We start from the raw sequence: 25495 nt of genomic DNA, 5'->3' as shown, positions 1-25495 counted from the left end.
CTAATCCTCCAAATGGGCAAAGCTTTCTTTGGCAGCATAGTCAATATGGTTGGAACTGAGTATAGAACATATCATATTCATTGAGTGCTTGAGATGAACTTCCAGGGCAGCAGAAGCCTTCTCCAGGTCTCCTTCCAGGATGCTCTGCGCGATTTTGAAATGTTCCTCCATCTCGTTAATTATCCAGTCTTTTTGCTGTTCAAGAAGGTAGTATTTGATCACGTTCCGCATTCTGGCGAGCAGTATCGAGATCTTCGACATCATTTCAATTAGATATTCATTATTGCAGTTATTGAGTATCTCCCTGTGCAGCCTGTAGTCAATATCGTAAGGAACTTTGTTCTTTGTCTCCTCCGGTTCCGAGAGGTGTCTTCTCATCCTCACGATCAGATTCGATATGATCTCTCTGTCGATCCGATTAATTGATTCACTCAATGCAAGTTTCTCCAGCACAAGCCTTATCGGGAAGAGCTTCCTGACGTCATTTTCGAGAATCTCCTTTACGTAAAAACTCTTGGCGGCTCCCGGCGCGACAAGACCATCTTCCTTCAGCTTGTGGAGAGCCCCCCTTACCGGAGTAGAAGAAACACCGTAGATTCTCTTCAGCTTCTCGATCGTCAATCTCGCTCCGGGAGGGATTTCCAGTTCTACGATGCTATCCCTTATTGATCTGTAAAGCTGCTGCTGGATTCCCTGAAAGTGATTTGTGTCTGCCAATCTGTTCAAAGTGATCCCCCCAGGATTTGAGGGAAAGCTTTCAGAAATGAAGCAGTTTCCCTTAGAGTTTCTATCTGATCTTCATCGCAGAAGACCTCGACGCTGTATTCACCGACATAACTCGATCTGCTCAGCATTTTCAAGAAGCTCTGAAAATCAATCGCCCCCCGCCCCAGAGGTTTGTGATTCGTATCTGCTAGGTGAACGTGTTTTATCAGCTCGATGTTCGAACTTACAAAAGCGGGATCCTTCAACTCATCGAAATGGTCAGAGTCAAGGAGAATTCCAAAACTCTTCAGCTCTCTCTCAGAAAGAAAAGAGGCGGCTTCGACACAGTTATTAAGGATCGGGCAGACCACCTTCCTCAATGGTTCTATCAAAACGGACAACCCCTCGAGTTCACTTCTCACATATGAATCGATTTTTCCCAGCGATTCTCCAAGCCTCTCGAGTGACCTCTGGAGGCCGTCGGACCATATTACTCCCCTAAGTCTGCCGATATTAAGGTTAACTCCTAGAGCATGTGCCTTCTTGGCTGCCTGCAAAAAGGAGTTCAGCGCTCTCTTTCTTTCGTTCGCGTCTATGTGGTTCAGGTAAAGGCCGGCAGTTCCTGCCATCTCGCCAGTGCAGAGAAATATGCACTTCAAAGAGTACTGTCGCTCGAGTCGCTTCAGTTTTTCAACATCCACTTTTTCGGGTTCGGCGATCATGAGCTCAAAAGAGTTGAAACCGGCACCCGCCACTGCGGCGAGCGTCTCTTCCAACCTGCCGGTGAGGCCAGTGACCTTTGCACTGGCCGGAATATCCTCGTTGGCCACCATAAAGCTTACTGCCATCTCTTTCACCTCAGCCCACCGCACTCACTAGTGCCATTGAGAGCGACACCGCTTTTGCGAATTCATTGTCGCTCCTCGATGTGAGAACAACGGGGAATCCTGCTCCCAAAAGGAGCCCGGCCGTCTTGGACTTGCCTAGATGTACGAGCCCTTTAATAAGGTTGGCCGCTGATTCAAGATTAGAACAGACCAGTATGTCGGCCTCGCCTCCGACCTTAGACGTAATTCCCTTCTTCAGTGCCGCTTCCTTTTTCAGGGCAGTATCTATGGGCAGGGGGCCGTCCACGAGACACACTCCAAATTGCCCTCTTTCCGCCATTTTAGACAACACGGCTCCTTCAACGAGGTCGCGATTTGTTACCGACACTCGCTCGTTTATACCGATTACCGCGACCCTTGGTTCACTTATTCCGATCGATCTTGCAAACTCAACGGCATTCCTGAGTATCTCTGCCTTTTCCTTCAAATCAGGTGCAACGTTGACCGTCCCATCAGTTATGAAAAGCAGTCTTGGATGCTCGGGGACCTCCATACAGGAAATGTGACTTATAAGCTTTCCGCTAGCCTTTACCCTGGGGCTCTTGAAGAGCTCTCTCAGAAACACGGTGGTATTGATGTCGCCTTTCATTAGGACGGCGGGAGTATCTCCCTCCAAAGCAGAGACTGCATTTGAAGCATTATCTTCTTCAGATTTCCCTTCGACAACACGCATCGTGTTCAGAAACCCTTCAGATGCCGCCTCCTTTATCTCTTCCAATCTTCCGAAGAGAGTGAATTCAAAACTGCCGTTAGAGGAGGCAGTTGATTCTATGGCCTTCATCGTCTTTCGATCATGCGGCTGCACGCAATTTACTCTCACGCGCTTCTGCAACTTACTTGCTTCAAGAATGAACTCAGAAAGGGAATTAATCATCGATCATCACCTCAGTATTCCAGGGCCTCTTCGATCCCCTGTATTACTCTGTGCGCTCCGTCTGCAAGGCTTTCCATCTCGTATTCTCCCGGGAAAAGAAGGACTCTTATACCCTTCAGTTTCGCAAGAAGTCTTTCTCTGACGTAGTCGCACTTCACCACGCCGCCCGTAATGGCAAGGGCGTCGGGAACTCCGTCAAATACCGCCAGCAGACTGTATGAGTATTTTGCAATATTGTAAATGTACGCTTCAAGCGGCATAGAATCGATTTCTCCATTCTTCACACCTTCGGCGATCCGTTCAACGTCGCGCATTCCGAAGTGGGAAAACAGACCGCCCCTGTGAGCCAGGTATTCGAGATAATCGTCTCTCGAGCGAGCAAACTCCGCCAATTCGTGAGTCGGGAGGGCACCCGCTCTTTCCACAGAAAAGGGACCTTCCTTGTCACTGTTATAGAGATCGACCATCTTTCCGTTCAGATGGGCGCTTACCGAGGAGCCACCACCTAAATGGGCCACTATGAGCTTCGCTTCTTCGTACCTCTTTCCCAGTTCAGTCGCAGCTTTCTTCGCGACTGCCTTCATGTTCAACGCATGGGAGAGTGAGTTTCTTCTGATCTCCTCTATTCCCGTTATTCTTGCCCACTCGGCGAGTTCGTCCACACTGATCGGGTCGACGGTGAAAGCCGGCATTCCGAATTCCTGAGCCAATTCAAAAGCTATCACGACCGCTGTGTTTGCAGGGTGAATGCCCTGAAGGCCCTTTCTGGCGTCATTGACCATCTCTCTGTTGATGCGGTAAACTCCGGAATTCAGAGGTTTCAATCTCCCCCCTCTGGCCGCTACGGCAGTCAGTTGGGATGGTCTTATCCCGTTTCTGTCCAGTTCTTTGAGGATCTGATCCTTCCTTATTGTGTACTGATCGGGAAAAAGGGGAAGCTCGAGCATACCATCGCCAAGAGAAAGCGTCTTCTTGAACACTTCATTCCCATCTTTGAAGACGGCTACCTTGGTTGATGTCGAACCGGGATTTATGACGAGAATCAGACTCATTTCATGTAATCTCCGACTATTCTCTTGAATTCGTCAGGTTCGAGGACCGTGTTTCTTATTCTTCCTTCCTTTCGCACAATTTCCGTCAGTTCTTCAAGCTGGTCTTCTGTCGCCTGTATGCCTAATCTCTTCAACCAGTATTTTATGCTTGCCTGACCGCTGAAGGCGCCGAGCTTCACGTCTATCTCGCCCATTCCTACGAGCGAAGGAAGGTACGGGGTCATGGCGGCGTTAATTCCGGCCGCATTCAACTTGTCGATTGCATCAACTACGATGCCCGATTCGACCCAGAAGAGACGCTTCCCAACGACCGGCTTATTGTTCGCCACCGGGATTTTCGAAATATCCTCGACCAGTCGCGAAGTGTATCCGATCTTCCTCAGATCGACTCCTGTATCTATCCCCATCAGGAGTTTCAGGCCGGCGGCGACCTCTTCGGTAGCTACGTTGCCCGTCCTTTCGCCAAGCCCGTTGATCGAGCTGTGAATGCCTGATACACCAGCTCTTACTGCGGCGAAAACCGATCCCATTGCCAGACCGAATTCATTGTGAACGTGGAATTCCAGCGGGATGTCCGGAATGGCCTTCCTAAGCTCAGTGAAGATGAACTCGATTGCAAATGGGGAGGCGACTCCAAAGCTATCCACAAAGACAATACTCTCCGGTTTTGCTTGCTTTGCCACTTCTGTGAAGACTTTCAGGACATAATCGGGGGTCGATCTTGTTGCGTCCCAGCCCATGAAGGTTGGCTTCATGCCCTGTTCCTTCGCGTAGAGTATTGCCGAAACGACTCGGTCGATCAGTTTTTCGGGGGATACACCATAGACAAGCTCGTTATCGTATGGATTTACCGCGTGTTCGACAACTACTCGTGTGGCGCCGCAATCGACAGATTCATCGATATCCTTCTTCAAAGACCTTGCGAATGGAACGATTTCCGAATCGAGATTCATGTCAACTAGTCTTCGTATCGCCCTCTTGTTTTCGTCGGAGACTATCGGCATTCCGACCTCAATGGACTTCACACCCAAATCATTCAGAGCAACTCCGATTCTCACCCTTTGATCCTCGCTCCAGGTAAGACCGCAAGTCTGTTCTCCATCTCTCAACGTAACATCGTGTATGTAGATACTGTCTTTTGCGTTTTCTCCCCGGATCTCTCTCTCATAGTTGAGAGGACTCACCCAACGGGATTCATCGAAGTATGGTGTTCCATTTAGCTTCATGTAATCAAGATCTTTCGGTTTCATTATTGTGCCTCCTTATTCGATATTTCCGGCAACACAAGTGAGTTCTGAAGAACCGCGATGCTCTTGCCGGCCGGCGCCACCCGGTCAACAACCGATTGAATATCTGGATGGACCGTTAACCCGAGTTCATTGAACTGATCTGCAAATTTTGTGTCACTCACAATGTGAATCCTTTTCTTCTCAATAACTTTCCTTACTGCATAGGCCGCCACATACGCTAGCGGGTCTTCGGTGGTAATCATGTCCAGTCTTTCTAGGATCTTTTCTGCCTCCAACTTGAGTAATGAGGCGAATAGAGGATGGTCGCCAAAGCCTTCATCGAGTGACGAGACCATAACGATGTCTCCTCCATTTCTGGTAACAAGATCGGATGTGTACAGCGCTTTGCCACACTGCCAGAAATCGGTCACAGAGGGGAATGAAGATATCACGGTGACATCGGCCCTTTCCGGGTACTCTCGGAGCAGCTCTTCTCTCGCGACTTTGACGCCTTCTCTGTGTGCAGTTACATGATTGCCCGATACACATCCGGCGATTCTTCCTTCGATATCGTAGTAGAAATTTATTATGAAATCAAGTCCTACTCGTCTTCCGGTTTCATCTATAAGTTCCCTGAACTCATTGTCAAGAACTCCGACGTCGGCTCTGCTCTTCAGTATTGCCATCCTGTGCGACAAAAAGACAGTTTCATATGCAGAGACGCCCGGAATCACAATTTTCGCTCCGCCCGACCATCCGGAGAACCTGTGAGGAACGATCGAACCCACTCCAATTGTGAAGTCGGCTCCAACCGCTTCGTTTATCCTGATCGGCACTCCAAGGAATTCTCCATAGTCTTTCATCCTGCCCGCTGCTTCGGCATCGTGCTGGATGATCTTAGTATCGCGAGAAAAACTGCCAAACTTCTCACTTAGCTCATCAGCCGTCATTTGTCTGTGAGTTCCAGTCGCGACAAGCAAGGAGACTTTGCTCCAGGGAATCTTGTTTTCGACGAAAAGCGATTTCATGAAAGAGAGAGTCTCAAAGATCGGAGAGTGCCTTGTATGATCCTCTACGATCAGGACTATCTCTTTCGCAGATTCCGCAAGCTCCAGGATCGGAGCAGCATCAAACGGCTTCAGTAACGATTCGCGCAGAGAGCTGCCCTCTTCGCTTCTCTTAAGAGACGCGGTCGGAGGGAGCACTCTGGCAGCCGGAACTTCCAACTGAAGCCTCTCCTTCTCTCTATAGTCAAGTGAGAATTTCATCTCACTTACCACCAAAATACATTTCTCGGAGTCGCTCGTCGCTTTTCACTTCGTCAACAGAGCCTTCGAGTTTTATTTGACCTTGCGATACGATGTAGACTCTGTCGCTCATCGGGAGTGAGAGCTTCGCGTTCTGTTCCACAATCAACATGGTGAGACCCGTATCCTTCACGTAGTTTTTCAAAGTCTCGAATATTCTCTTCACGATAACAGGAGCCAGTCCCATGGAAGGTTCGTCTATCATCATGATCAGTGGATCGGAAACGATGGCCCTTCCAATTGCGAGCATCTGTTGCTCTCCACCGGAAAGTGTGCCGGCCATCTGATTTTTCCGGGACTTCAGTTCCCAGAAAAGCTCATAAACTTTCTCGATGTTTGGGCGAGCCTTTGCGAGTCCAATTCTAGTAGCAGCAACTTCAAGGTTTTCTTGCACGGAGAGTTCTGCGAATACCTGCCTTCCTTCTGGAACGTGTATTACCCCCAACCTGGTGATTTTGTGGGGCGGCAGATGTTGAATCTCTTCTCCGTTAAGCAAGACCTTGCTTCCCGACTCGGAAGCCACTAGTCCGGAAATGCTCTTTAGTAGAGTTGTCTTACCTGCTCCGTTTGGTCCAAGAACAGAGACGACCTCTCCCTTTTGGGCTTTTATAGAGACTTTTCTGAGAGCAGGAACCTCATTATACGAGACTGAAAGATCTATGGTTTCAAGCAAGGCCATAATCAATCCTCCCCCAGGTAGGCTTTAAGGACAAGTGGATCCTTTTCGATTTCGTCGAACTTCCCCTCAGCAATAACCTGACCGAAGTTGAGAACATAGACCCAGTCGGCAACTGCCTTGATAAAGTCCATCGTGTGTTCTACCAGTAGAATCGTTATTCCTCTTTCCTTAAGAATAATCATCAAGTCCATGATCACCTTGAATTCATCTCTAGTCATACCCGCTGCCGGTTCGTCGAGGAAAATCAACTGAGGTTCAAGGGCTAGTGCTCTTGCTATTTCTAGACAGCGTCTCAATCCGTATGCCATGCCGGTAGGAGAGTCATATGCTCTCTCCTCAAGTCCAACAAGCCTCAAGAGCTCGAGAGCCTTCTCTTTGTTCTCACTTTCCTCTCTTCTAAACTTCGGGGTTCCCAAAACGACGCTCAATGGGCCTGACTTGTAAAACGACTTTCGAGCAACCAGAACGTTCTCTATAACTGATAGGTTCTCGAAGAGCCGGATTTTCTGGAATGTGCGCGCAATACCTAATCTACTTATCCTGTTTATGTCCATTTGAGAGATATCCTGATCTTTGTAATACACTTTTCCGCTTGTAATCGGGTGTACTCCTGTTACCACATTTATGAACGTCGTCTTTCCGGAGCCATTCGGACCGATAAGAGCTGTGATATTTCCCTGAGAAATTCCTACCGAAAGTTCATTGTTTGCCACAACTCCGCCAAATCTCTTTGTCAACTTTTCCGTTCTTAGTATGTCCATCTTCAGCCCACCTTACAATGTCTTTGTGTTGCTTCTCTTAAGTTTGAAGACCTTTCTGAAGAGATTCTCAAGTATCGGCCCGAGCCCCATGGGTACGAATATTATGATAACGATAACGATCAGTGAGGTCACCATTAAGTAGTAGTTCTCCCAGCCGCCGAATCTGAGGAATTCCGGCAGAAGAGTTAGCCCGATTCCGCCGACAACTCCTCCGCTCATGTGTCTAAGACCACCAACAACGGCCATCGCAACGAAATTCGATGACTCAAAAAACGTGAATGGTTCGGGCGAAAGAAATCCTGCTAGGTGAGCGTAAAGCGCTCCTGCAAGCCCTGCCAAGCCTGCCGAAAAACCGAAAGCGGCGATCTTTAACTTCTTTGTAGATATTCCGCAGGTCTCAGTGGCCACATCATCGTCATTCATAGCAAGCATCGCTCTGCCGAAGTGAGAGTGCTTGATGCGGTACATAATGAAAACTGACACGAGCAGTATCCCTCCAAAAAGCCAGAACACCTGACCGTAGGAAAGCATGTTATTTCCCACTGAATAGAATGGGATTCCGAAGAAACCATATGGCCCCCCGGTTATCGGTGTGAGATTTATCACGAGCATCCAGACTATTTGCCCGAAGGCGATTGTTACTAGAGATAAGAAGAAGGCCTTTAGTTTGAACGAGGGGATACTCAGCAGGAAGCCCGCAACAACGCTCAGAACTACTCCCGCAATAACCCCAATCGGAATTGGTAGTCCCAGCCGCACAGTGAAGTATGCCGAAGTGTATGCTCCAATTGCGTAAAAACCCGCCTGCCCGAGCGATATCTGCCCGGCAAAACCTGTAAGGAAGACCAACCCTGTTGCAAGGATGGCGTGTATCAAGGCCCTGTTCATTAGGTAAAGGTGATACATGTTATTCGTGAAAAGTGGGAATAGCATTATTAGTAGTATCGCTCCTACAATCAATATCAGCTTCTTCATCTCGCACCCCCTATATCTTCTTGCTCTTCCAGTTGAATATTCCGGAAGGCTTGAGTATTAGAACGGCGACAAGAACCGAGAAGGATATGATGTCTCTGTATGTAGAAGAGATGTAGAGGGTGGAGAAGTTCTCCAGCAATCCAAGAGATATTCCGCCCAGTATCGTCCCGTACGGATTGGTCAATCCGCCGAGAACGGCAGATGCGAACCCTTTGACACCAATTGACCCACCACCAAGTTCTAATGACACGAAGTATATCGGGGCAAGAAGTATACCTGCAATTCCCACCACACACGTGGCCAGTATAAAAGAAAGAGAGGTCGTTACTTTCACATCTATTCCCATAAGAGCCGCGGCTTCCCTATTCTGTGCGGCAGCCCGGAATGATTTTCCTATGAGCGTCTTGTTCAGTAAGAAGTAAATGAATACCATAAGGATTCCGATTACCAAATAGATATTGAGATAGAGAGTGGGAATTCTTATTCCGCCTAAAGAAATGAAGTCTTGGCTTCCCCCAAATACCGGTGGAAATGGCTTGGGCAAAGCCCCATAAGTGACGATTATCAGATTGAGCCAGAAGGTACACAGCATCAATGTTGCAACGACAAATTCAAGCCTACCTCCACCTCTCTTCCTTATCGGCTCATATATGAACGTCCTGAGTCCAAGACCATACAAGGCAATTATCGCCACAGAAAAGACGAAAGAGAGGAAGAACCCCAAATTCGCCAGTGTATAGAAAGTATAGAACAGATACGCCGCTAACATAGCTGATGAAATGTTAGCGAAGTTTATTCTTGAGATCGTCAGCCACAGGAAAACAACTCCGAGCCCTACAAGTCCATACGTAGCACCGATTGAAGCCCCTGAAACAATGATTTGGAGAATGTCTTGAAGCATTATTCACACTCCTTGTCTTGATAAGTGAAGCGGGAGGCAGGCTGAGCACGCCCCCTCCCGCAAAGAGGCTCAGTACAGCTTGTTGATAATCTGCCAGTCCTTTCCATCAAACTGGGAGATTAGACAGACGTTGGTGAAGTTATGGTGTTCATCGCACTTCAGTTCTCCCTGAACACCAACGATATTTGCTTCATTGGCCAGGTACTGTGCGAGCTTAGTGCCGTCGGTTCCAACATTTCTCAGGGCATCCGCTAGAAGATACATTCCATCGTAATACGCCTGACCGGGATCGCTCGGTTCCTTTCCGTCCCATCTTGCTTTGTAAGCTTCAACAAAAGCCTGGACCGCGGGATCTGGATCGATCGGGTTAAAACCCTGAACAGAATAGACGCCAATTGCGGCTTCTGGAGCGAGATCTGTAAATGCCGGAACGCCCCATGCAGAGAAACCGATAATCGGCACATCAATCTGCAACTGCCTTAGCTGGTTGACAGTAACGGCGGCCTCGGATTCGTGAGTAAGTCCAATCAAACCGTCGAAGCCTGCGTTTTTGAGCTTCAACAGCTGACCAGTCGCATCCTTGTCTCCTTCCTTGATCTGTTCCATTGCCACAATCTCTATTCCGTACTTGGGAAACTCTTCTTTTGCAACGTCAAGCCCTGCAAGACAGTAATCAGTAGATCCGTAGACGATTCCGGGTTTTTCAATCCCAAGAACCTCAACCGCGTATTTCACAAGCTGAATAACCTTTACTTTGTCGTCAGCTCTGAGTCTGAAAAGAAAATCATTGGGAATAACTGAGTACCTGAACGAAGGAGAAGTAGCACCGACTAGCATCGGAACCTTGGCCTGCTGAGCCAACGGGTGAACTCCAATAACCGCACTGCTCATGTTAGGTCCAAAAACTGCCACTACGTTGTCCTGAAATAATGCCCTTCTAATAACACTGGAAGCCGTGCTAGGATTGGCAGCATCGTCGTATACAATCATTTCAAGCATATCTCCATTAATTCCACCGGCAGCGTTGATCTCTTCCAGTGCTAACTGAGCACCCATCTTGATGTAGTCGCCCAAAATCGAACCGAGACCGGTAAACGGCGCAACCAATGCGACCTTGATTGTTGCTCCGAATGCCGCAACCCCGATTAACAAGACAATCGCGACTACGAGTACCTTGCTTAACTTCATCCAAACACCTCCATATTTGGGGCCTTCTATAGCAAGCCCCGTTCTTTGGGAAGAAAGATTAACACGAAATGAACGCGATGCATTATACATCATGCACAGTGTATCATTATTTTCTTGAATGGTTTTAATGTCTTCAGAGCCGATCACGATCGAATAATTCAAAATAGGCTTGATTATCAAGCTATAGTTGGACTGATTGCAGTCGGAGGTTGTTTTCTGAAATGGTTTCAGTTCAATATCAGGAGCAGATCAGATGAACGCTTGCCTTACAACGCGGTTCTTTCGCGCTGACGCACAACCTTTCATGAAAGGATCATGAGTTGCTGCTGGTAATCCGCTTTCTTGCTAGCGATTGGTTTATAATAGTTTTTAGAGCATATTTTGTGTAGGGGCTCTTTCTGGGGGTGTTGTCTGTGAGGGTGTTCTTTCTGATGATTCTTTCTTTGGTCTTAGTTTCCACTATGATAGCTGTGGAGATCGATCTGGGGATGAGTGTGGATGTTATTCAATCTGATCAAAACAGCCTTAGCTGTGCCAGGCTTTCGCTTCTCGGCAGTATCGGGCCAATCTCTCTGGATATTCCTGTCGCTCAAGTATGGCCTTCAGAAAGAAGGATTGAATTCTCGGATCCGTTCTTGAGTTATGTTGGTCTTAATCTGAAGCTTCCCATTACCGTTCTATACATAAAAGCCGGTTTGGGGGTTCAGGTAAGGGGAGTGATTGACGTACTTGGAGCAAAAATCGAAGGCTGGGATCTTCCAGCCGGAGTTACGGTCGGCTTAGGCGTTTCCGATTCCGGTCTTTTTCTTGAGGGCGGTTTGAATCTCGATTTCACGCCGTCACTCGAAAATTCCGAATTCTGTCCTTACATTGTGGGTGGATTTGTTTTCTAGCTAATTGATCTTGAGTAATCTGGAGAATTCTTCTTTAACATTTTCAAACGCATCGCCAGTGAGCCATCTCTGCCAGCCGTATTTTCTGTAAATGTCTCTGACTTGAAAAATGTAGTTCATCGGATCTATGTGTACTTCTTCGACCCTTCTTGAAAGCTCGAAGGCAACCCTTGCTGCGTTCATCGGGAGAACCGGACCAACGAAGACGCCAACATTGATGTCGTTGGCAATAAGCATGTCGATTGTCGCTAGCCTTTCTTCAAAGGAAGATGAACCGGGTTCAAGGATCTTTCTGACATCGTTTATGTCCGTAGTGACCGTTATCAAAACCCTTGCTTCTCCTTCGGAGGCTTTCAGCAGGTCAATATCCCTTCTAATCAAAGCGGATTTTGACATCAAGAACACAGGAATTCGGTGAGAGATGAGTATTCTCAGAATTTCACGGGTGATGCCGTATTTTTCTTCTATATGCTGATATGGATCACAGGCCGTACTGAGAAACACGGCGCGCTTGGGATGGTGAGTGATCTCTTTCCTCAGAAGAGAGACAATATTCTTACGAACCTGAACGTCTCTGCCCCATCTGCCGCGGCTGTACTTGAAAGGGCCGATAAACCTTGCAAAACAGTACTTGCAGCCGATTGTGCATCCAACATAAGGATTGACCGTGAAATCCGTCAAAGGGATGCCTGATTTTGTAAGGGCTTTGCTTGCTCTTATCTCTTTAATCATATACAGATAGATTCTACAGTGTTTCTCTTCACGAATGCGTTTTTGAAAGTGCATATGCGTCACTTCATCTATTCTGTAATGATATAATTAACCAAAATAGGAGGTGTTACTGTGTTGAGGGTTATCAGTACTGACAAGGCGCCGGCAGCGGTTGGACCATATTCTCAGGCGATAGCGGCGGGCGGTTTCCTCTTTGTTTCTGGACAGATCCCCCTCAACCCGTTGACCGGTGAACTGGTGACGGATTTCGAAGGAGCATGCAGACAGTCACTGGAGAATTTATTCGCGGTTATCGCCGCCGGCGGGTCGAGTCTGGACAATATCGTGAAAGTGAACATCTATGTTAGAGATATGGGGAAATTCTCGATACTAAACGAAATCTACATGACGTATTTCAAGGAACACAAGCCCGCGAGAGCTGTCGTTGAAGTCTCTAACTTGCCCAAGAATGCGCTGGTAGAAATGGAAGCCGTGGCGATAATACCGTAATCAGGAGGATATCATGGGTATTTCTATAAAGCTGCCCGATGGCACAATCAAGGAGTACGGGCAAAGCGTAACACCATCAGAACTGGCAAGTGACATTTCCGAGGGCCTTGCCAGACGAACCTTCGGTGCTGTTGTCAATGATGAGTTCTGGGATGCGGACAGGCCAATTGAACGGGATGCTTCTGTGAGACTGATTCTCGACAAAGATCCTGAATCGGCTGTCTTCTTTAGGCACACGATGTCTCATATTTTGGCACAGGCTGTCATGAGGATCTATGGCAAGGATCAAGTCAAGCTGGCCATAGGGCCTACAATTGAGAATGGATTTTACTACGACATAGATCTGGGAGATATTAGAATAACTGAAGAGGATTTGCCGAAGATCGAATCCGAGATGGAGAAGATAATCAAGGAAGATCTCACGGTGGAGAGGTTCGAGCTGCCTGTGAGCGATGCAATAGTTCTGATGAAAAAGGAGGGCCAGCCTTACAAGGTAGAGCTGATAGAGGATCTTGTAAAGGATACTGGTACTGATAGCGTCACATTCTACAAGCAGGGAGAATTTGTCGATCTTTGCAGGGGACCTCACGTTTCTTCGACGGGCAAGGTTAAGTATTTCAAGCTCACATCTGTATCCGGGGCCTACTGGAGAGGCGATGAGAACAACAAGATGCTTCAGAGGGTTTATGGTACTGCCTTCGCCAAGAAGAGCGATCTCGAAGCTTATCTAAAGATGATAGAAGAAGCGAAGAAGAGGGACCATAGAAAGCTTGGTCCTGCTCTAGGTCTGTTTACAATCAATTACGAATACGCTCCTGGGATGCCGGTTTTCCTTCCGAAAGGTACGGAAGTGTTGAATCAACTCCTTCAGTTCTCCAGAGAGAAGCACATAGAGGACGGTTACAGGGAAGTGAGTACGCCACAGGTCATGTCGGATGCCCTGTGGAGAACATCAGGGCACTGGGATCATTACAGGGACAACATGTACTTCACGGAGAAAGAGGACCAGCAGTTTGCGGTAAAGCCAATGAATTGTCCCGGTCATATCATAGTCTACAAGTCCTCGTCTGTGAGCTACAGGGATCTTCCGATGAAGCTCTTCGAGTTTGGGAAGGTCCACAGATACGAACGTTCGGGTGTCCTGCATGGGCTATTCAGGGTAAGAGGCTTCGTTCAGGATGACGCTCACATATTCTGTACCAGAGAACAGATACAGCAGGAGATCATGGGCGTGATCGACTTCGTAGAGAAGATATACTCGCCTTTCAATTTCGAGTACAGGGCGGAGCTCTCGACGAGGCCTGAAGATTACATGGGCGAAGTGGAGCTCTGGGATATTGCTACAAAGGCACTTGAAGATTCTCTGAAGGCAAAGAATATGGAGTTCAAGGTCAATGAAGGTGATGGGGCGTTTTACGGTCCTAAGATCGATTACCATATAAAGGATTCTTTAGGAAGGGAATGGCAGTGCGCCACTATTCAGCTCGATTTCATGATGCCCGAGCGCTTCGGAATCAAGTATGTGGGCTCCGACAACGAGGAATACCAGCCAGTTATGATTCACAGAGCCATCTACGGCTCAGTTGAGAGATTCATGGGAATACTTATCGAGCACTTCGCAGGAGCCTTCCCAACGTGGTTTGCTCCGACCCAGGTTGCAGTCATCCCCATAGCCGACAGACACATCGAATACGCCGAGTCAGTCGCTTCTGAACTGAAGAACAAGGGGTTCAGAGTCGAGGTTGATGACAGGCAGAAATCTACAAACTACAAGATACGGGATGCTCAGATGCAAAAAGTGCCCTATATGTTGATAGTCGGTGATAGAGAAAGAGAGCGCGGAACGGTATCGGTAAGACTGCGTAGTGAAAAAGATCTTGGATCCATTGAACTCGACAAGTTTATCGAGAAGCTCTCTGAAGAGATCAAAAGTAGAAGGGCCACGAGTGTTTTTGAATGATAGAGAGACCCCTGCAATGCGGGGGTCTTGTTTTCCTATCCGAGAACTCCTCGAAAGGAGGCGATTGGCACGAATATCATTGATATTATTCCGGTAGCGCGGGGTGACAAGCCGGCCGACGTTCTGCTGAAGAACTGCAAAGTGGTCAATGTGTTCAGTGGCGAGGTTGAAGAAGCGAATCTTGCTCTCTTCAGGAAGAGAATAGCCGGAATTGGCGATTACGAAGAAGGTGTTGAAGTTATAGATCTTGAAGGCTCATTCGTAGTGCCCGGCCTTATTGATGCGCATCTTCACATAGAATCATCTATGGTATCGCCCGTCGAATTCTCCAAGACGATTCTTGCACGAGGAACCACGACCGCAATAGCAGACCCTCACGAGATTGCAAACGTAATGGGGCTTACCGGTATAGAGTACATGATAAGATCTACGGAAGGTGTTCCTGTCAATCTGTATATCATGATTCCTTCGGCCGTCCCTGCTTCAACAATGGAGACCTCCGGCGCAACGATCAGTGTAATGGATATGATAGGCTTTGTGGAGAAGTTTCAAAACAGAGTTCTCGGGCTGGGAGAGGTGATGAATTTCCCCGATATCATAAACGGTGATCGTGATTCAATAGCGAAAATCGAATTGATCCGTCACAAATACAAGAAGATAGATGGACATATCCCTGGAGTTCTTGGCAAACCGCTCAATGCTTACATTTGCGCCTTTGTGCGATCGGAGCATGAATGCACATATGTTGAGGAGGCGCGTGAGAAGCTTTCAAGAGGAATGCAGATTCTCATGAGAGAGGGCAGTGTTGAGAGAAACCTCGTTCCGCTTCTTCCACTAATAAATGACAAGACCTATCCGTTCGTCTCTTTCTGTACCGATGACAAGCACCCCGACGACATCATCAGAGAAGGTCATATCGATCACAATATTAGAAAGGCCATAAAACACGGGATAGATCCGATAATCGCAATAAGGGCGGCGACCATCAATACGGCTAGACATTACAATCTTAGATCGATGGGTGCCATCGCGCCCGGATACAAGGCGGACCTAGTAGTGGTCGATGACCTCAAGTCCTTCAACCCCAGAATGGTTTTCAAAGACTCCAGGGTGGTTGCAAGAGATGGAAAATTGGTTGCTGACGTGATATCCAGAAGCTTTCCGCAGGAAAAAACGAATACATTCAAGTGCCAGAGAATCAATGAGAGCGACCTGGCTGTCCGAGCCAGAAGTAAATTCATTAGGGTGATAGAGCTTCTTGGGAGCGAGGTTCTTACAGGAGGCTCCATCGTTGAGGCGAAGTTAGAGGGAGGAAACGCAGTCAGCGATACTTCTCGAGACGTTTTGAAGCTCGCCGCTATTTGCAGATATTGTGAAGGGAAATCCATGTCGGTAGCATTTGCGAAGGGATCTGGGTTGAAGAAGGGGGCAGTGGCAACATCTGTCGGTCATGATTCTCACAATCTGGGAGTCTTGGGGGTTAGTGATTCAGACATGGTTTTTGCCGCCAATAGAGTGATTGACATGGGTGGAGGTCTTGTTGCAGTAGTAGATGGAAAGATAATATCTGAACTGCCTCTGAAGATCGCTGGACTGATGTCGGATCTGACAAGCAGGGAAGTGGCTGAGAGACTGGTGGAGTTGAAGGAAGCGACAAGATCAATGGGAAGCATTCTTCCTGACCTTTTCATGACGCTCTCTTTTGTTCAGCTTTCAGTTATTCCCAAGTTGAAGCTAACGAATCTCGGTCTCGTCGATGTAGAGAAGAACGATTTCGTACCGCTTTTCGTTGAGGAGGATGAAGATGTCTGATTCACAAGAGAGAGTTGTTGGCAGAAGAATCAAGAGGGTAGATGCCCTGGAGAAGGTCGATGGCCGGGCTAAATTCGCTGCCGACGTTTCTTTTGACAGACAGGTCTGTTGTGCTCTCGTGATCGCGAGGAAGGCGCACGGAGTTCTGAAGTCGATTGACGTTTCAGCTGCCATAAGGCTCCCCGGTGTGGAAGGTGTCTTCACCTGGAAGGATATTCCCGGTGAGAATCAGCTAGGCGATGTGGTGAGGGATATGCCATGTTTGGTCAGGGAAGGGGAAAAGGTCAGGTTCTACGGTGATGTTATAGCTGTGGTTGCCGCACAAAGCAAGAGAATTGCCGAAGAAGCCGCGGATCTGGTCAAAGTTGAGATTCAGGAATTGGAGCCGGTTTTGACAATAGAAGACGCTTTGAAGAATGAGATTCTGGTCCATGAGGATACGAACGTTGGTGTGTCGAAGAGGATAAGAAAGGGCAATGCCTCGAAATATATCGAGAACTCAGAACTCGTTTTTGAAGGGGAATTCTATGCCCATTATCAAGAGCAGGCTTATATGGAGCCTCAGGGAGTAATTGTGGTTCCGGATATCGACTACGGATTCACTGTATACGGATCGATGCAGTGCCCTTACTATGTGCAGGGGGCAGTGTCACACGTTCTCGGTGTCCCGATGAGCAGGGTCAGAGTAATTCAGACCGAGACGGGCGGAGCGTTTGGAGGTAAGGAAGACGTTCCGTCTTACGTTGCTTCTTATGCGGCCGTAGCAGCATACAATTTAAAAAGACCTGCGAAGCTCATTTATTCAAGAGAGATCGATATTCAGACCACTTCTAAGCGCCATCCAGTTAAGTCTTATTATAAAGTTGCGCTTGAAGGAAAGAAAATCAAGGCGATGCAGATTAAGGCTTATATGGATATGGGAGCTTATGCCACGCTCACACCAATCGTCATGTTTAGGACGCTTGTGCATGCGGCCGGAGCTTACGAAATTGATAATGTGGACGTCGATGTTTGCGCCGTCTACACCAACAAGGTTCCACCCGGAGCTTTCAGGGGTTTTGGATCGCCGCAGGTTCTCTTTGCAGTTGAAAGTATGCTTGATGATATAGCTTTTCAGATGGGGTTCGATCCCATGGAGTTCCGAGAAATCAACACGCTAAAGAGAGGATCGAGAACTTCTACAGATCATCTTCTGCTTAACAGTGTCGGAGCACCGGAGACTCTATCGAGAGTCAAGAAGGCTTCGAACTGGCAGAGACTTGTGGCAGAGACAGAGCGGTTCAACAAGGAAAACGATGATTTTAAGAGGGGTGTGGGAGTTTCTCACATCTTCTATGGAGTAAGTCTTGGCGCCGGTGGACAGGCTCTTGACAAGTCGGGTGCGCACGTTCTGATTAATAGAGACGGATCTGTAGAAGTAAGAATCGGTGGAACGGAAATGGGACAGGGCGCAAAAACAGTAATTGCGATAATGGCTGCCGAAGAGCTGGGTCAGAGTATAGAAAAAATCCTTGTCCATCAGCCGGACACGGCCTTTGTCCCTGACAGTGGACCGACAGTGGCCTCCAGGACTACTATCTATTCAGGGAACGCGGTAAGAAGCGCATGTATTGCATTGCGAGAGAAATTGGTTGGCGTATTCTGCGAAATAACGGGTGGCAGTCTCGCCGGTGTGAAGTTTGGAGGCGGCTCTGTTTATGATGAAGATGGAAAGAGAATGCGATTCGATGAAATAGTCGAAGAGGCCTACAAGAGAAATGTCAAGTTGTTTGAGACAGGTTGGTATGAGACTCCAAAATTGAGTTTTGACATGGAAAACGGGATAGGCGAGGCATACGTTACCTACTCTTATGCGAGTCAGGTTGTACAGGTTGAAGTCGATTTAGCAACGGGCTCAATCAAAGTTTTGAAGGCTTTCACAGCTCATGACGTGGGAAAGTCCGTAAATCCCGAAGGAGTTATTGGTCAGATACAAGGTGGTTTTGCTCAGGGGATGGGGTACGCGATTTACGAGGATTTGAAGCAGAGAGATGGAAGGATCGTTTCAGATAATTTCAACACTTACATTATTCCAACGGTCCACGAAATCCCTCATGAGTTGGTCATTGATGTCGTTGAAGACCCCTTCCCAGAAGGGCCATATGGAGCCAAGGGGATAGGCGAGCCCTCACTTATGCCTGTTCCTGCAGCAGTTGCTAACGCTGTTTCTATGGCTATAGGAAGGCGAGTAAGGCAGGTACCGGTTACTCCTGAGTACGTGCTTCGACTAACTGAAAGTGATTTTTCTTCATAATACAGTAGTTAGTTAACAAGGAGGCTTATAATGGCTAAGTTTGTGCTTGGTCCAACGTTCGAAGAAATGCTGCATCCAGATAAGATCGACAGAAAAACGAGAGAGATCGCCTGGAAGATGAGAAAGGAAGATCCTCTGGATCCGATCAACCTGTTTAACATCTCATGGAGAGACATTGAAAACAGGATCTACTACTTCGTACTTCCAAAAGAATTTACAGGAGTCGATGCAAATATTGTTGTCCTGTACGGAAAGGATTTCCCGACGGGCAGCCACAAGGTGGGGGCTACATATTCAATCTTGATGGAGAAGGTTCTGCGAAAAGAGGTAGATCCAACTTATCACACCCTTGTCTGGCCGTCCACGGGGAACTATGGAATTGGCGGGGCTTGGGTAGGTTGCAGAATGAAATTCGATTCCGTGGTAATTCTGCCGGAAGAGATGTCCTCTGAGAGATTCGACATAATTAGAGAGTATGGTGCGAGAGTTATAGCAACCCCCGGTTGTGAGTCGAACGTGAAGGAGATTTACGACAAAGCAAAAGAATTGAAGGCAGCCAATCCAGAAAAAGTTCGTGTTCTCAATCAGTTTGAAGAGCTCGGAAATTACAGATTTCATTATTATGTGACAGGAAACACGATTCTGGAGATGATGGACGAGCTCAGGCTCGGCAACGGCAGGGTCTCCGCGGTCGTTGCAACCGTCGGTTCTGCCGGAACAATAGCTTGTGGAGACAGGATAAAAGAAGTGTATCCTGAGGTCAAAATCGTTGCCGGTGAGCCTGTGCAGTGTCCGACTCTTTCGCTCAATGGCTATGGCGGCCACGACATTCAGGGAATCGGAGACAAACACGTGACCTGGATTCACAATGTGATGAACAACGATGCCGTTGTCGCGCTTGACGACATCGAATGCAAGAAATTGCTCCAGGTTATGACCGATGGCGAGGGCAAGAGCTTCTTGAAGGAGTTTTTGAAGGAAGAAGATGTAGAGACAATGGCAGATATATTTGGTATCTCGGGAGTTGCGAATGTTGTCGGTGCGATAAAGATGGCGAAGCACTACAAAATGACCGACAAAGATAACATCGTGACCATTGCTACAGACAACATGGATCGTTATCATTCTGTGATGGCGAACATGACGAAGACTTACGGTAGCCTCACCAGGGATGAAGCAAAGCACAGGTTCGAATCGTTTGCCCTTGGAGCAAAGACGGACTGGATATTCGAAGGGACAATGGAGAACCGCATGAGATGGCACAATTTGAAGTATTATACCTGGGTTGAACAACAGGGGAAGACAGTTGACGAACTCAACAGCACAATGTCTCAAGATTTCTGGAAGGCTGAAAGTGGAAAGATTGGTGAGATCGACAGGCTCCTCCTAGACTACCGCGAAAAAACCAGATAGTCTGGAAGCGTAATTCTATGTTTTGTTTTTTGTAAGCTTTGTAGTACAATGAAAACATGGTGGTACTGACAAAGAGAAAACCGCCCCTGTCAAAGCTGCGCGGTTTTCTCTTTGTTGGTCTGAGCAGTTGCTTTGGCTTAAGTTCCTAACTCAATTCTGGAGGTGGTTCTTTTGAGAAAGCTTCTTCTTCTGTCAATTGTGCTGATCTTCTCACTCGCACTTTCTGCAACAACAATCCAGTTCTGGCATGCAATGGGTGGCTGGAGAATTGACTTTCTGCAGTCTCAGGCAGATGCATTTATGGAATTGCACCCTGACATCAAGGTTGAAGTGCAGTACACTGGAAGCTACAGAGACACTCTGAACAAGATGATCGCCGGGGTTCAGGCAGGAACGGCTCCTCATGTCGTTCAGGTCTTCGAAATTGGTACTCAGATGATGATTGATGGAGAGGTCGCAATTCCAATCGAAGAGATGATGGAGGCCGATCCGTCCTTTGACATCGGGAAGTTCATGCCTCAGGTGCTGAACTATTACAGAGTGAACGGCAAGCTTTATTCTATGCCCTTCAACTCTTCTAATGCCATCGTATTTTATAACAAAACGCTTTTTGAGAAAGCAGGCTTGAATCCCAACGATCCACCAACGACTTTCGAGAGCTTCATCGATGTGGCGCGAAAGCTCACTGTGAAGGATGCCTCGGGGAATGTTGAGCAGGCAGGCTTTACTGTATCTTTGAATTCCTGGTTCTTTGAACAGCTTATGGCAGCTCAAGATGCTCCGCTTATCAATCAGAACAATGGTAGAACGGGGAGACCTACTGCAGCTGTGTTTAACACGCCAGAGGGTCTTGCGATTTTTGAATGGTGGAATGCCATGTCCCAAGAAGGCACCATGATTAACACGAAATTTGAGGATTGGACCGCAGCAAGAAACCTGTTCATTTCTCAGAAAGCCGCAATGCTCATGACTTCAACTTCAGATGTAGCTCTTATGATGGAATCTGCAGAGGCAAACGGATTTGAACTTGGCAGTGTTTTCTTGCCTAGACCGGCAGACTCAAAGGCCGGAGGAGCGATTATCGGCGGAGGAAGTCTGTGGTTGATTGATGGCCATCCTGAAGCAGAAACAAGGGCAGCATGGGAATTCATAAAATTCATGGCCGGAACAGAGCAGCAGATTGAGTGGCACAAGGCGACCGGCTACTTCCCAGTCAGGAAAGACTCGGTTGAAAAGCTTGTTGCAAGTGGTTACTATGGTGATTATCCCGATCACCTAACGGCGTTACTGCAGCTGCTGCTTTCTGTGCAAAGCTACAATACAAACGGTGCAATAACTGGCGCTTTTCCTGAGATCAGGACGGTTGTGACCACTGCCATCGAGAAGATGATTGCAGGGGAAATGACACCTGCACAGGCGCTAAAATATGCCGAGGACGGTGCAACAAAGGCAATTCGCGATTATAACGAAGCTAACTACTGATACTTTTCTTTAGTTGGAGCGGGCTGACTGCCCGCTCCGCTTAATGCTGGAGGTGTAGAATGCGAAAGTGGTTACCATACCTTCTGCTGGTACCTACCTTTCTAGTTATTGTTTTATTCATTTATTATCCTGCAGTAGAAGCATTCAGGATGAGTCTCTACAGAGTCTCCACCTTTGGCAACAAAACGACATTTGTGGGAATTCAGAATTACATAAACCTTTTCAACAATGAGCAGTATCTCTCCTCAGTGAAACTAACGGTGGTCTATGTTGGGCTTTCTGTAACACTATCTGTATTCCTCGGCTTCATAATTGCTATGCTCCTTACTCAAAACGTCCCGGGGACGAAGCTTTACAGAACCTTTCTCTTTGCGCCTTATGCTGTTTCTCCGGCGATTGCCGGCACACTGTGGACCTTCCTTCTCAACCCGGTTGTTGGTCATGTCAACTATGCGTTCATGAAGCTTTTCGGAGTTCAGGTCGAATGGTTGACTTCGAAACCGTATGCATTCTATGCCTTGCTCTTCGCCACTGTCTGGAAGATACTGCCTTTCAATATGATATTCTATATCGCGAGTATTCAAAACGTCTCGGGAGACCTTCTCGAAGCTGCAACTCTTGATGGGGCCGGGGTGATGAAAAAAACCTGGAGAATCATCTTCCCCATGGTTTCTCCGATAACTTTCTATCTGGTAATTATGAATATTGTTAGTACGATGTTTTCCTCATTTGCAATAGTAGACGTGATGACAAGAGGAGGTCCTGCAGGGTACACGACAAACATGATTTATAGGCTATATCTGGATGCCTTCACTTTCCAGAAAAGAGGACCTGCCTCGGCTCAGAGCGTAATAATGTTCATGATTATGGTAGTTGTTACTATCATCTACTTTGCCGTTGCAGAAAGGCGAGTTCACTACCAATGAGGTGCGGCTATGAAGAAGTCTACTAGGAAACTACTGAATACAGTGATTATTGAAGTCGTGCTGATTTCGGTCTCTTTCATTTTCATCATGCCGGTGATCTTGGCTATTACAATGAGCCTTCAGCCGCCTCAAAGTGTCTTTTCCTTTCCTCCGAAGTTTTTCCCGACTGCGTTTTATATCAAGAACTACTTCGATGCTTTCAAGACAGTTCCTTTTGCACGCCTTCTTCTGAACAGCGCAATCGTGTCAACAGCGATTACTCTTGGCAAGCTCGTAACGGGAACGCTTGCGGGATACGCCTTTTCAAACTTTAGGTTCACCGGAAGAGGACTGGCCTTCGGTTTTCTGTTTGCAACGCTCTTTCTGCCGGCAGAGACGATAATGATAGTTCCTCTCTTCTCGCTTATGAACAGATTTGGATGGGTGAATACATATTGGGCCCTTACTATTCCGTTTATGGCCAGCGCAACAAACACTTTTCTGATGAGACAGCAGTTCATGACGATTCCCCTTTCTCTGGAGGACGCTGCAAGGATCGATGGTGCCGGACCGATCAAATACTTCCTCAAAATACTCTTGCCTCTTTCAAAATCGGTTATCGCAGGCTCCGCGATCATAAACTTCGTTTATTCATGGAATATCTATCTCTGGCCGTTGATAGTCACAATGGAAGACAAAATGAAGACAGTCCAGATCGGAGTCAAGATGCTAATTGATGCCGAATCTGCGAACAATTGGGGTATTATTATGGCCGGTACGATGGTTGCAGTGATTCCCACATTACTGGTCTTCTTCTTGCTGCAGAACCTCTTTGTGAAAAGCCTCGTCGGCACAGGCATAAAGGAATAAGTCGACCAGGAGCGCGCATAAGATAAGCAAGAAAAAACAGATAAAGTTCCGTGTTATATCAACTTCTTCAGGGAGAATAGAGAAACGATAGATCTCTTGACATCTTCTGCAGCAGAGCAAAACAGTGCTTAATGCAAAGCGACAAAGCGAGACCTCTCTTGGTTCTTCCGCTTTCAGGGTCTAGTCTTCTTTGGCGCTTTTTGCGCCAGTCAGATTCGATATCGAGTCGTTGAGTATGAAATACTTCGACGCAGCTATCTGCTGTATGGAATCTTTATATCCGTCCAGGCAACTGAAAGGAACTATCTCTATACCGCTCTTCCTGTCAATTGCTTTGCTGTTCTTAAGTATTCCATCGCTTGACATTATGAAGACCCTATTATCGTCTATGAATGATCCCTCGGGGACGTAATGGGTGAGAGCGGCGAACCCAAACGAGATGTTTAGTAGATCCCTTCCAAACAGAATCCCATTTCGTTCCACTATTCCCATAAGATTGAGAAGTGTCGGGAACAGATCAATCTGTCCTCCTACGGTAGAGCTATTTACCTGGATTTCGGAACCGGGTATGTGAAAGATCAGAGGTATGTTCATAGCCTGTGTGAAATCGTATTCTGTTTTCAAGAGTTCGGTAAGTATGTCCTTGTTTTCCTTGTTGAACGGGTATAGACCCGCATGATCACCGTAAAGGACGATCACGGAATCCTCGTAGAGACCTGATTCTTTCAGCCCATCAACGAAATGACCGAGCGCTTCATCCGCGTAATGAACGGACTGAATATAGTTACCAAAAAGCGTGCCTTCATGTTCGGGCAGCAAATTCAGTCCCCTCAGTTCTTCTGGCATATCGTATGGATTGTGGCTTGTAAGCGTTACTATGAAGGCAAAGAACGGTTCCTCAAGAAGCCCTAGATGCTCCAGAGTTTGTCTGAAAAGAGAGGAATCACTAAGCCCAAATCCGATGATCTCGTCGCTTTCCATGTCTTCAAGGCTTACGAAATCCGAAAACCCTAATGAAGGGTAGATATTCTCTCTGTTCCAGAACCATCCGTTGTTTCCATGAAATGCAACTGTATGATACCCTTTTGATTTCATTAGTGAAGGCAAAGCATAGAAGCTGTTGCTTTCTCTTGTCTGATAAACGGAAACCTCCCCAAGAGCGTGCATTGAGTTGAGCACAACAAACTCGCAGTCAGATGTATTGCCAGCACCTATTTGCTGATAGATCTCCTCGAAGTAAATCGAATCACGTGAGACAATCTTATTTATATTAGGAGTTACTTCCTGCCCATTGTACTCAAAACCTACCAAGAAGTCCTGAAATGACTCTAGTTGGATCATGATGACGTTCCTATCCTTTGCAACGGAGAAGTATTTTCCCTTATCGGCCATCTTGTTGATATAGCCTTCGTAAGAGACCCTTTCATCAACTTCTATTCCTCTATCAACTCCTGGAATCGCTCTTACCAGGTCGAACATGTGATAGGCAAACACCCCATATCTGTTGAAGACAAAATAAGGCTGCAAAGACTCTGACGAGAAAGGGATGAGCAGACTAATGAGCAGAATTATCGTCACAAGAGTATCTGGATACCCCGGTTTTCTTACTGTTCCTTCCGAGGCTCTCAAAGTCTTCTTCCTTAGATACAGTCCTATTGGAATCAAGTCGACAATGAAGATAAAGCTAATAGGATTAAGGACATACATAATGCTTTCTCTTACGGCTCCAACATGGCCTACATGAATGAGCTCCTTAACTGAAGGTAGAAATCCGAAATACTGGAAGTATATGAAATCTACGAATAGTATACACGAGATTATGCAGTAGAGTAGGAAGAACTTTCCCCTGAATACAATCCAGAAAAGCAGCATCAAGAACGACATCCATGCTAGTGTTCCAAGCAATATCGATGCTCTTGCAAGCTCTGCAGTATAACCGTAAAATATCAACGATTTTATTAGGATCAGGACGACCAAAACGGCAATTGTTTTGGTAGTCCATTGGTGAATCCTTTTCATGCGAATCGCATCCTAAACTCAGATTTTTGCGGGCAGTAGAATTATACTAATTTACGCCGAAACGTTCAA

22 protein-coding genes are annotated in these 25495 nt (G+C 47.1%); 9 read left to right on the top strand and 13 right to left on the bottom strand.

Annotated features, from left to right (window positions below):
• The 11 genes from B3157_RS07310 to B3157_RS07260 all read right to left on the bottom strand — a co-directional run bounded on the left by B3157_RS07310 (position 1) and on the right by B3157_RS07260 (position 10558).
• Positions 1-726, bottom strand: a complete 726-nt coding sequence (locus B3157_RS07310) for a GntR family transcriptional regulator (protein ID WP_214079035.1) — start codon at positions 724-726, stop codon at positions 1-3.
• Positions 723-1553, bottom strand: coding sequence for a sugar phosphate isomerase/epimerase family protein (locus tag B3157_RS07305; protein ID WP_214079036.1), 831 nt, complete (start codon positions 1551-1553; stop codon positions 723-725). Before B3157_RS07305 ends, B3157_RS07310 begins: the two co-directional genes overlap by 4 nt.
• Before the next feature lie 10 nt (positions 1554-1563).
• Complete coding sequence (locus B3157_RS07300; RefSeq protein ID WP_214079037.1) at positions 1564-2466, bottom strand: phosphate acyltransferase; 903 nt, start codon at positions 2464-2466, stop codon at positions 1564-1566.
• A gap of 11 nt (positions 2467-2477) precedes the next feature.
• Positions 2478-3518: a butyrate kinase gene (buk, locus tag B3157_RS07295; RefSeq protein WP_292589881.1), complete on the bottom strand. Its 1041-nt coding sequence runs from the start codon at positions 3516-3518 to the stop codon at positions 2478-2480.
• Positions 3515-4768, bottom strand: a complete 1254-nt coding sequence (locus tag B3157_RS07290; RefSeq protein ID WP_292589880.1) for a LeuA family protein — start codon at positions 4766-4768, stop codon at positions 3515-3517. The genes buk and B3157_RS07290 overlap by 4 nt, the downstream gene beginning before the upstream one ends.
• The gene (locus B3157_RS07285; protein ID WP_292589879.1) at positions 4768-6015 is read right to left on the bottom strand and encodes a lactate racemase domain-containing protein; all 1248 of its coding nucleotides are present in this window, start codon (positions 6013-6015) and stop codon (positions 4768-4770) included. The genes B3157_RS07290 and B3157_RS07285 overlap by 1 nt, the downstream gene beginning before the upstream one ends.
• 1 nt (position 6016) lies before the next feature.
• Positions 6017-6733: an ABC transporter ATP-binding protein gene (locus tag B3157_RS07280; protein ID WP_214079041.1), complete on the bottom strand. Its 717-nt coding sequence runs from the start codon at positions 6731-6733 to the stop codon at positions 6017-6019.
• A 2-nt stretch (positions 6734-6735) separates the two neighbouring features.
• Positions 6736-7494, bottom strand: a complete 759-nt coding sequence (locus tag B3157_RS07275) for an ABC transporter ATP-binding protein (RefSeq protein WP_103135195.1) — start codon at positions 7492-7494, stop codon at positions 6736-6738.
• A 12-nt stretch (positions 7495-7506) separates the two neighbouring features.
• Positions 7507-8469, bottom strand: a complete 963-nt coding sequence (locus B3157_RS07270; RefSeq protein WP_292589878.1) for a branched-chain amino acid ABC transporter permease — start codon at positions 8467-8469, stop codon at positions 7507-7509.
• Between the two features lie 10 nt (positions 8470-8479).
• Positions 8480-9370 (bottom strand): branched-chain amino acid ABC transporter permease, encoded by an 891-nt coding sequence (locus tag B3157_RS07265; RefSeq protein WP_103135197.1) that lies wholly within the window; start codon positions 9368-9370, stop codon positions 8480-8482.
• Between the two features lie 69 nt (positions 9371-9439).
• Positions 9440-10558 (bottom strand): ABC transporter substrate-binding protein, encoded by a 1119-nt coding sequence (locus B3157_RS07260; protein ID WP_103135198.1) that lies wholly within the window; start codon positions 10556-10558, stop codon positions 9440-9442.
• A 413-nt stretch (positions 10559-10971) separates the two neighbouring features.
• On the opposite strand from B3157_RS07260, the gene B3157_RS07255 reads away from it, so the two are divergent.
• On the top strand, positions 10972-11451 hold the full coding sequence (locus tag B3157_RS07255; protein WP_292589877.1) for a hypothetical protein: 480 nt from the start codon (positions 10972-10974) through the stop codon (positions 11449-11451).
• Here B3157_RS07255 and B3157_RS07250 read toward each other — a convergent pair whose 3' ends face one another.
• On the bottom strand, positions 11452-12237 hold the full coding sequence (locus tag B3157_RS07250) for an SPL family radical SAM protein (protein ID WP_292589876.1): 786 nt from the start codon (positions 12235-12237) through the stop codon (positions 11452-11454).
• A gap of 57 nt (positions 12238-12294) precedes the next feature.
• On the opposite strand from B3157_RS07250, the gene B3157_RS07245 reads away from it, so the two are divergent.
• The 8 genes from B3157_RS07245 to B3157_RS07210 all read left to right on the top strand — a co-directional run bounded on the left by B3157_RS07245 (position 12295) and on the right by B3157_RS07210 (position 23407).
• Positions 12295-12672: a RidA family protein gene (locus B3157_RS07245; RefSeq protein WP_099829693.1), complete on the top strand. Its 378-nt coding sequence runs from the start codon at positions 12295-12297 to the stop codon at positions 12670-12672.
• A gap of 13 nt (positions 12673-12685) precedes the next feature.
• Positions 12686-14632, top strand: a complete 1947-nt coding sequence (thrS, locus tag B3157_RS07240) for a threonine--tRNA ligase (protein ID WP_292589874.1) — start codon at positions 12686-12688, stop codon at positions 14630-14632.
• A gap of 63 nt (positions 14633-14695) precedes the next feature.
• Complete coding sequence (gene ade, locus B3157_RS07235) at positions 14696-16444, top strand: adenine deaminase (protein WP_349680374.1); 1749 nt, start codon at positions 14696-14698, stop codon at positions 16442-16444.
• Positions 16437-18737, top strand: a complete 2301-nt coding sequence (locus tag B3157_RS07230) for a xanthine dehydrogenase family protein molybdopterin-binding subunit (RefSeq protein ID WP_292589872.1) — start codon at positions 16437-16439, stop codon at positions 18735-18737. Before ade ends, B3157_RS07230 begins: the two co-directional genes overlap by 8 nt.
• Before the next feature lie 30 nt (positions 18738-18767).
• Positions 18768-20150 (top strand): PLP-dependent cysteine synthase family protein, encoded by a 1383-nt coding sequence (locus tag B3157_RS07225; RefSeq protein WP_292589871.1) that lies wholly within the window; start codon positions 18768-18770, stop codon positions 20148-20150.
• Between the two features lie 171 nt (positions 20151-20321).
• On the top strand, positions 20322-21632 hold the full coding sequence (locus B3157_RS07220) for an ABC transporter substrate-binding protein (RefSeq protein ID WP_214061563.1): 1311 nt from the start codon (positions 20322-20324) through the stop codon (positions 21630-21632).
• A 59-nt stretch (positions 21633-21691) separates the two neighbouring features.
• The gene (locus B3157_RS07215) at positions 21692-22558 is read left to right on the top strand and encodes a carbohydrate ABC transporter permease (RefSeq protein WP_103134405.1); all 867 of its coding nucleotides are present in this window, start codon (positions 21692-21694) and stop codon (positions 22556-22558) included.
• 9 nt (positions 22559-22567) lie between these two features.
• A complete protein-coding gene (locus tag B3157_RS07210; RefSeq protein ID WP_103134404.1) occupies positions 22568-23407 on the top strand; it encodes a carbohydrate ABC transporter permease in 840 nt (279 codons plus the stop codon).
• A 180-nt stretch (positions 23408-23587) separates the two neighbouring features.
• On the opposite strand, the gene B3157_RS07205 is transcribed toward B3157_RS07210, so the two are convergent.
• On the bottom strand, positions 23588-25426 hold the full coding sequence (locus B3157_RS07205) for an LTA synthase family protein (RefSeq protein ID WP_292589870.1): 1839 nt from the start codon (positions 25424-25426) through the stop codon (positions 23588-23590).
• Between the last annotated feature and the right edge of the window lie 69 nt (positions 25427-25495).

It is taken from the genome of Mesotoga sp. UBA5557 (genome assembly GCF_002425715.1).
In the GTDB taxonomy this organism is placed as follows: Bacteria; Thermotogota; Thermotogae; order Petrotogales; family Kosmotogaceae; genus Mesotoga.
The sequence above is the reverse complement of the archived record's forward strand: the minus strand, read 5'-3'. Positions and strand labels throughout refer to the sequence as shown.

Bases quoted from the DNA above. Each gene is read 5' to 3' on its own strand.
- buk (WP_292589881.1), bottom strand. From the start codon at position 3,518: ATGAGTCTGATTCTCGTCATAAATCCCGGTTCGACATCAACCAAGGTA.
- B3157_RS07260 (WP_103135198.1), bottom strand. From the start codon at position 10,558: ATGAAGTTAAGCAAGGTACTCGTAGTCGCGATTGTCTTGTTAATCGGG.
- B3157_RS07215 (WP_103134405.1), top strand. From the start codon at position 21,692: ATGCGAAAGTGGTTACCATACCTTCTGCTGGTACCTACCTTTCTAGTT.
- B3157_RS07230 (WP_292589872.1), top strand. From the start codon at position 16,437: ATGTCTGATTCACAAGAGAGAGTTGTTGGCAGAAGAATCAAGAGGGTA.
- B3157_RS07275 (WP_103135195.1), bottom strand. From the start codon at position 7,494: ATGGACATACTAAGAACGGAAAAGTTGACAAAGAGATTTGGCGGAGTT.
- B3157_RS07280 (WP_214079041.1), bottom strand. From the start codon at position 6,733: ATGGCCTTGCTTGAAACCATAGATCTTTCAGTCTCGTATAATGAGGTT.
- B3157_RS07305 (WP_214079036.1), bottom strand. From the start codon at position 1,553: ATGGCAGTAAGCTTTATGGTGGCCAACGAGGATATTCCGGCCAGTGCA.
- thrS (WP_292589874.1), top strand. From the start codon at position 12,686: ATGGGTATTTCTATAAAGCTGCCCGATGGCACAATCAAGGAGTACGGG.
- B3157_RS07205 (WP_292589870.1), bottom strand. From the start codon at position 25,426: ATGAAAAGGATTCACCAATGGACTACCAAAACAATTGCCGTTTTGGTC.
- B3157_RS07300 (WP_214079037.1), bottom strand. From the start codon at position 2,466: ATGATTAATTCCCTTTCTGAGTTCATTCTTGAAGCAAGTAAGTTGCAG.
- B3157_RS07285 (WP_292589879.1), bottom strand. From the start codon at position 6,015: ATGAAATTCTCACTTGACTATAGAGAGAAGGAGAGGCTTCAGTTGGAA.
- B3157_RS07290 (WP_292589880.1), bottom strand. From the start codon at position 4,768: ATGAAACCGAAAGATCTTGATTACATGAAGCTAAATGGAACACCATAC.
- B3157_RS07250 (WP_292589876.1), bottom strand. From the start codon at position 12,237: ATGCACTTTCAAAAACGCATTCGTGAAGAGAAACACTGTAGAATCTAT.
- B3157_RS07265 (WP_103135197.1), bottom strand. From the start codon at position 9,370: ATGCTTCAAGACATTCTCCAAATCATTGTTTCAGGGGCTTCAATCGGT.
- B3157_RS07210 (WP_103134404.1), top strand. From the start codon at position 22,568: ATGAAGAAGTCTACTAGGAAACTACTGAATACAGTGATTATTGAAGTC.
- B3157_RS07225 (WP_292589871.1), top strand. From the start codon at position 18,768: ATGGCTAAGTTTGTGCTTGGTCCAACGTTCGAAGAAATGCTGCATCCA.
- B3157_RS07270 (WP_292589878.1), bottom strand. From the start codon at position 8,469: ATGAAGAAGCTGATATTGATTGTAGGAGCGATACTACTAATAATGCTA.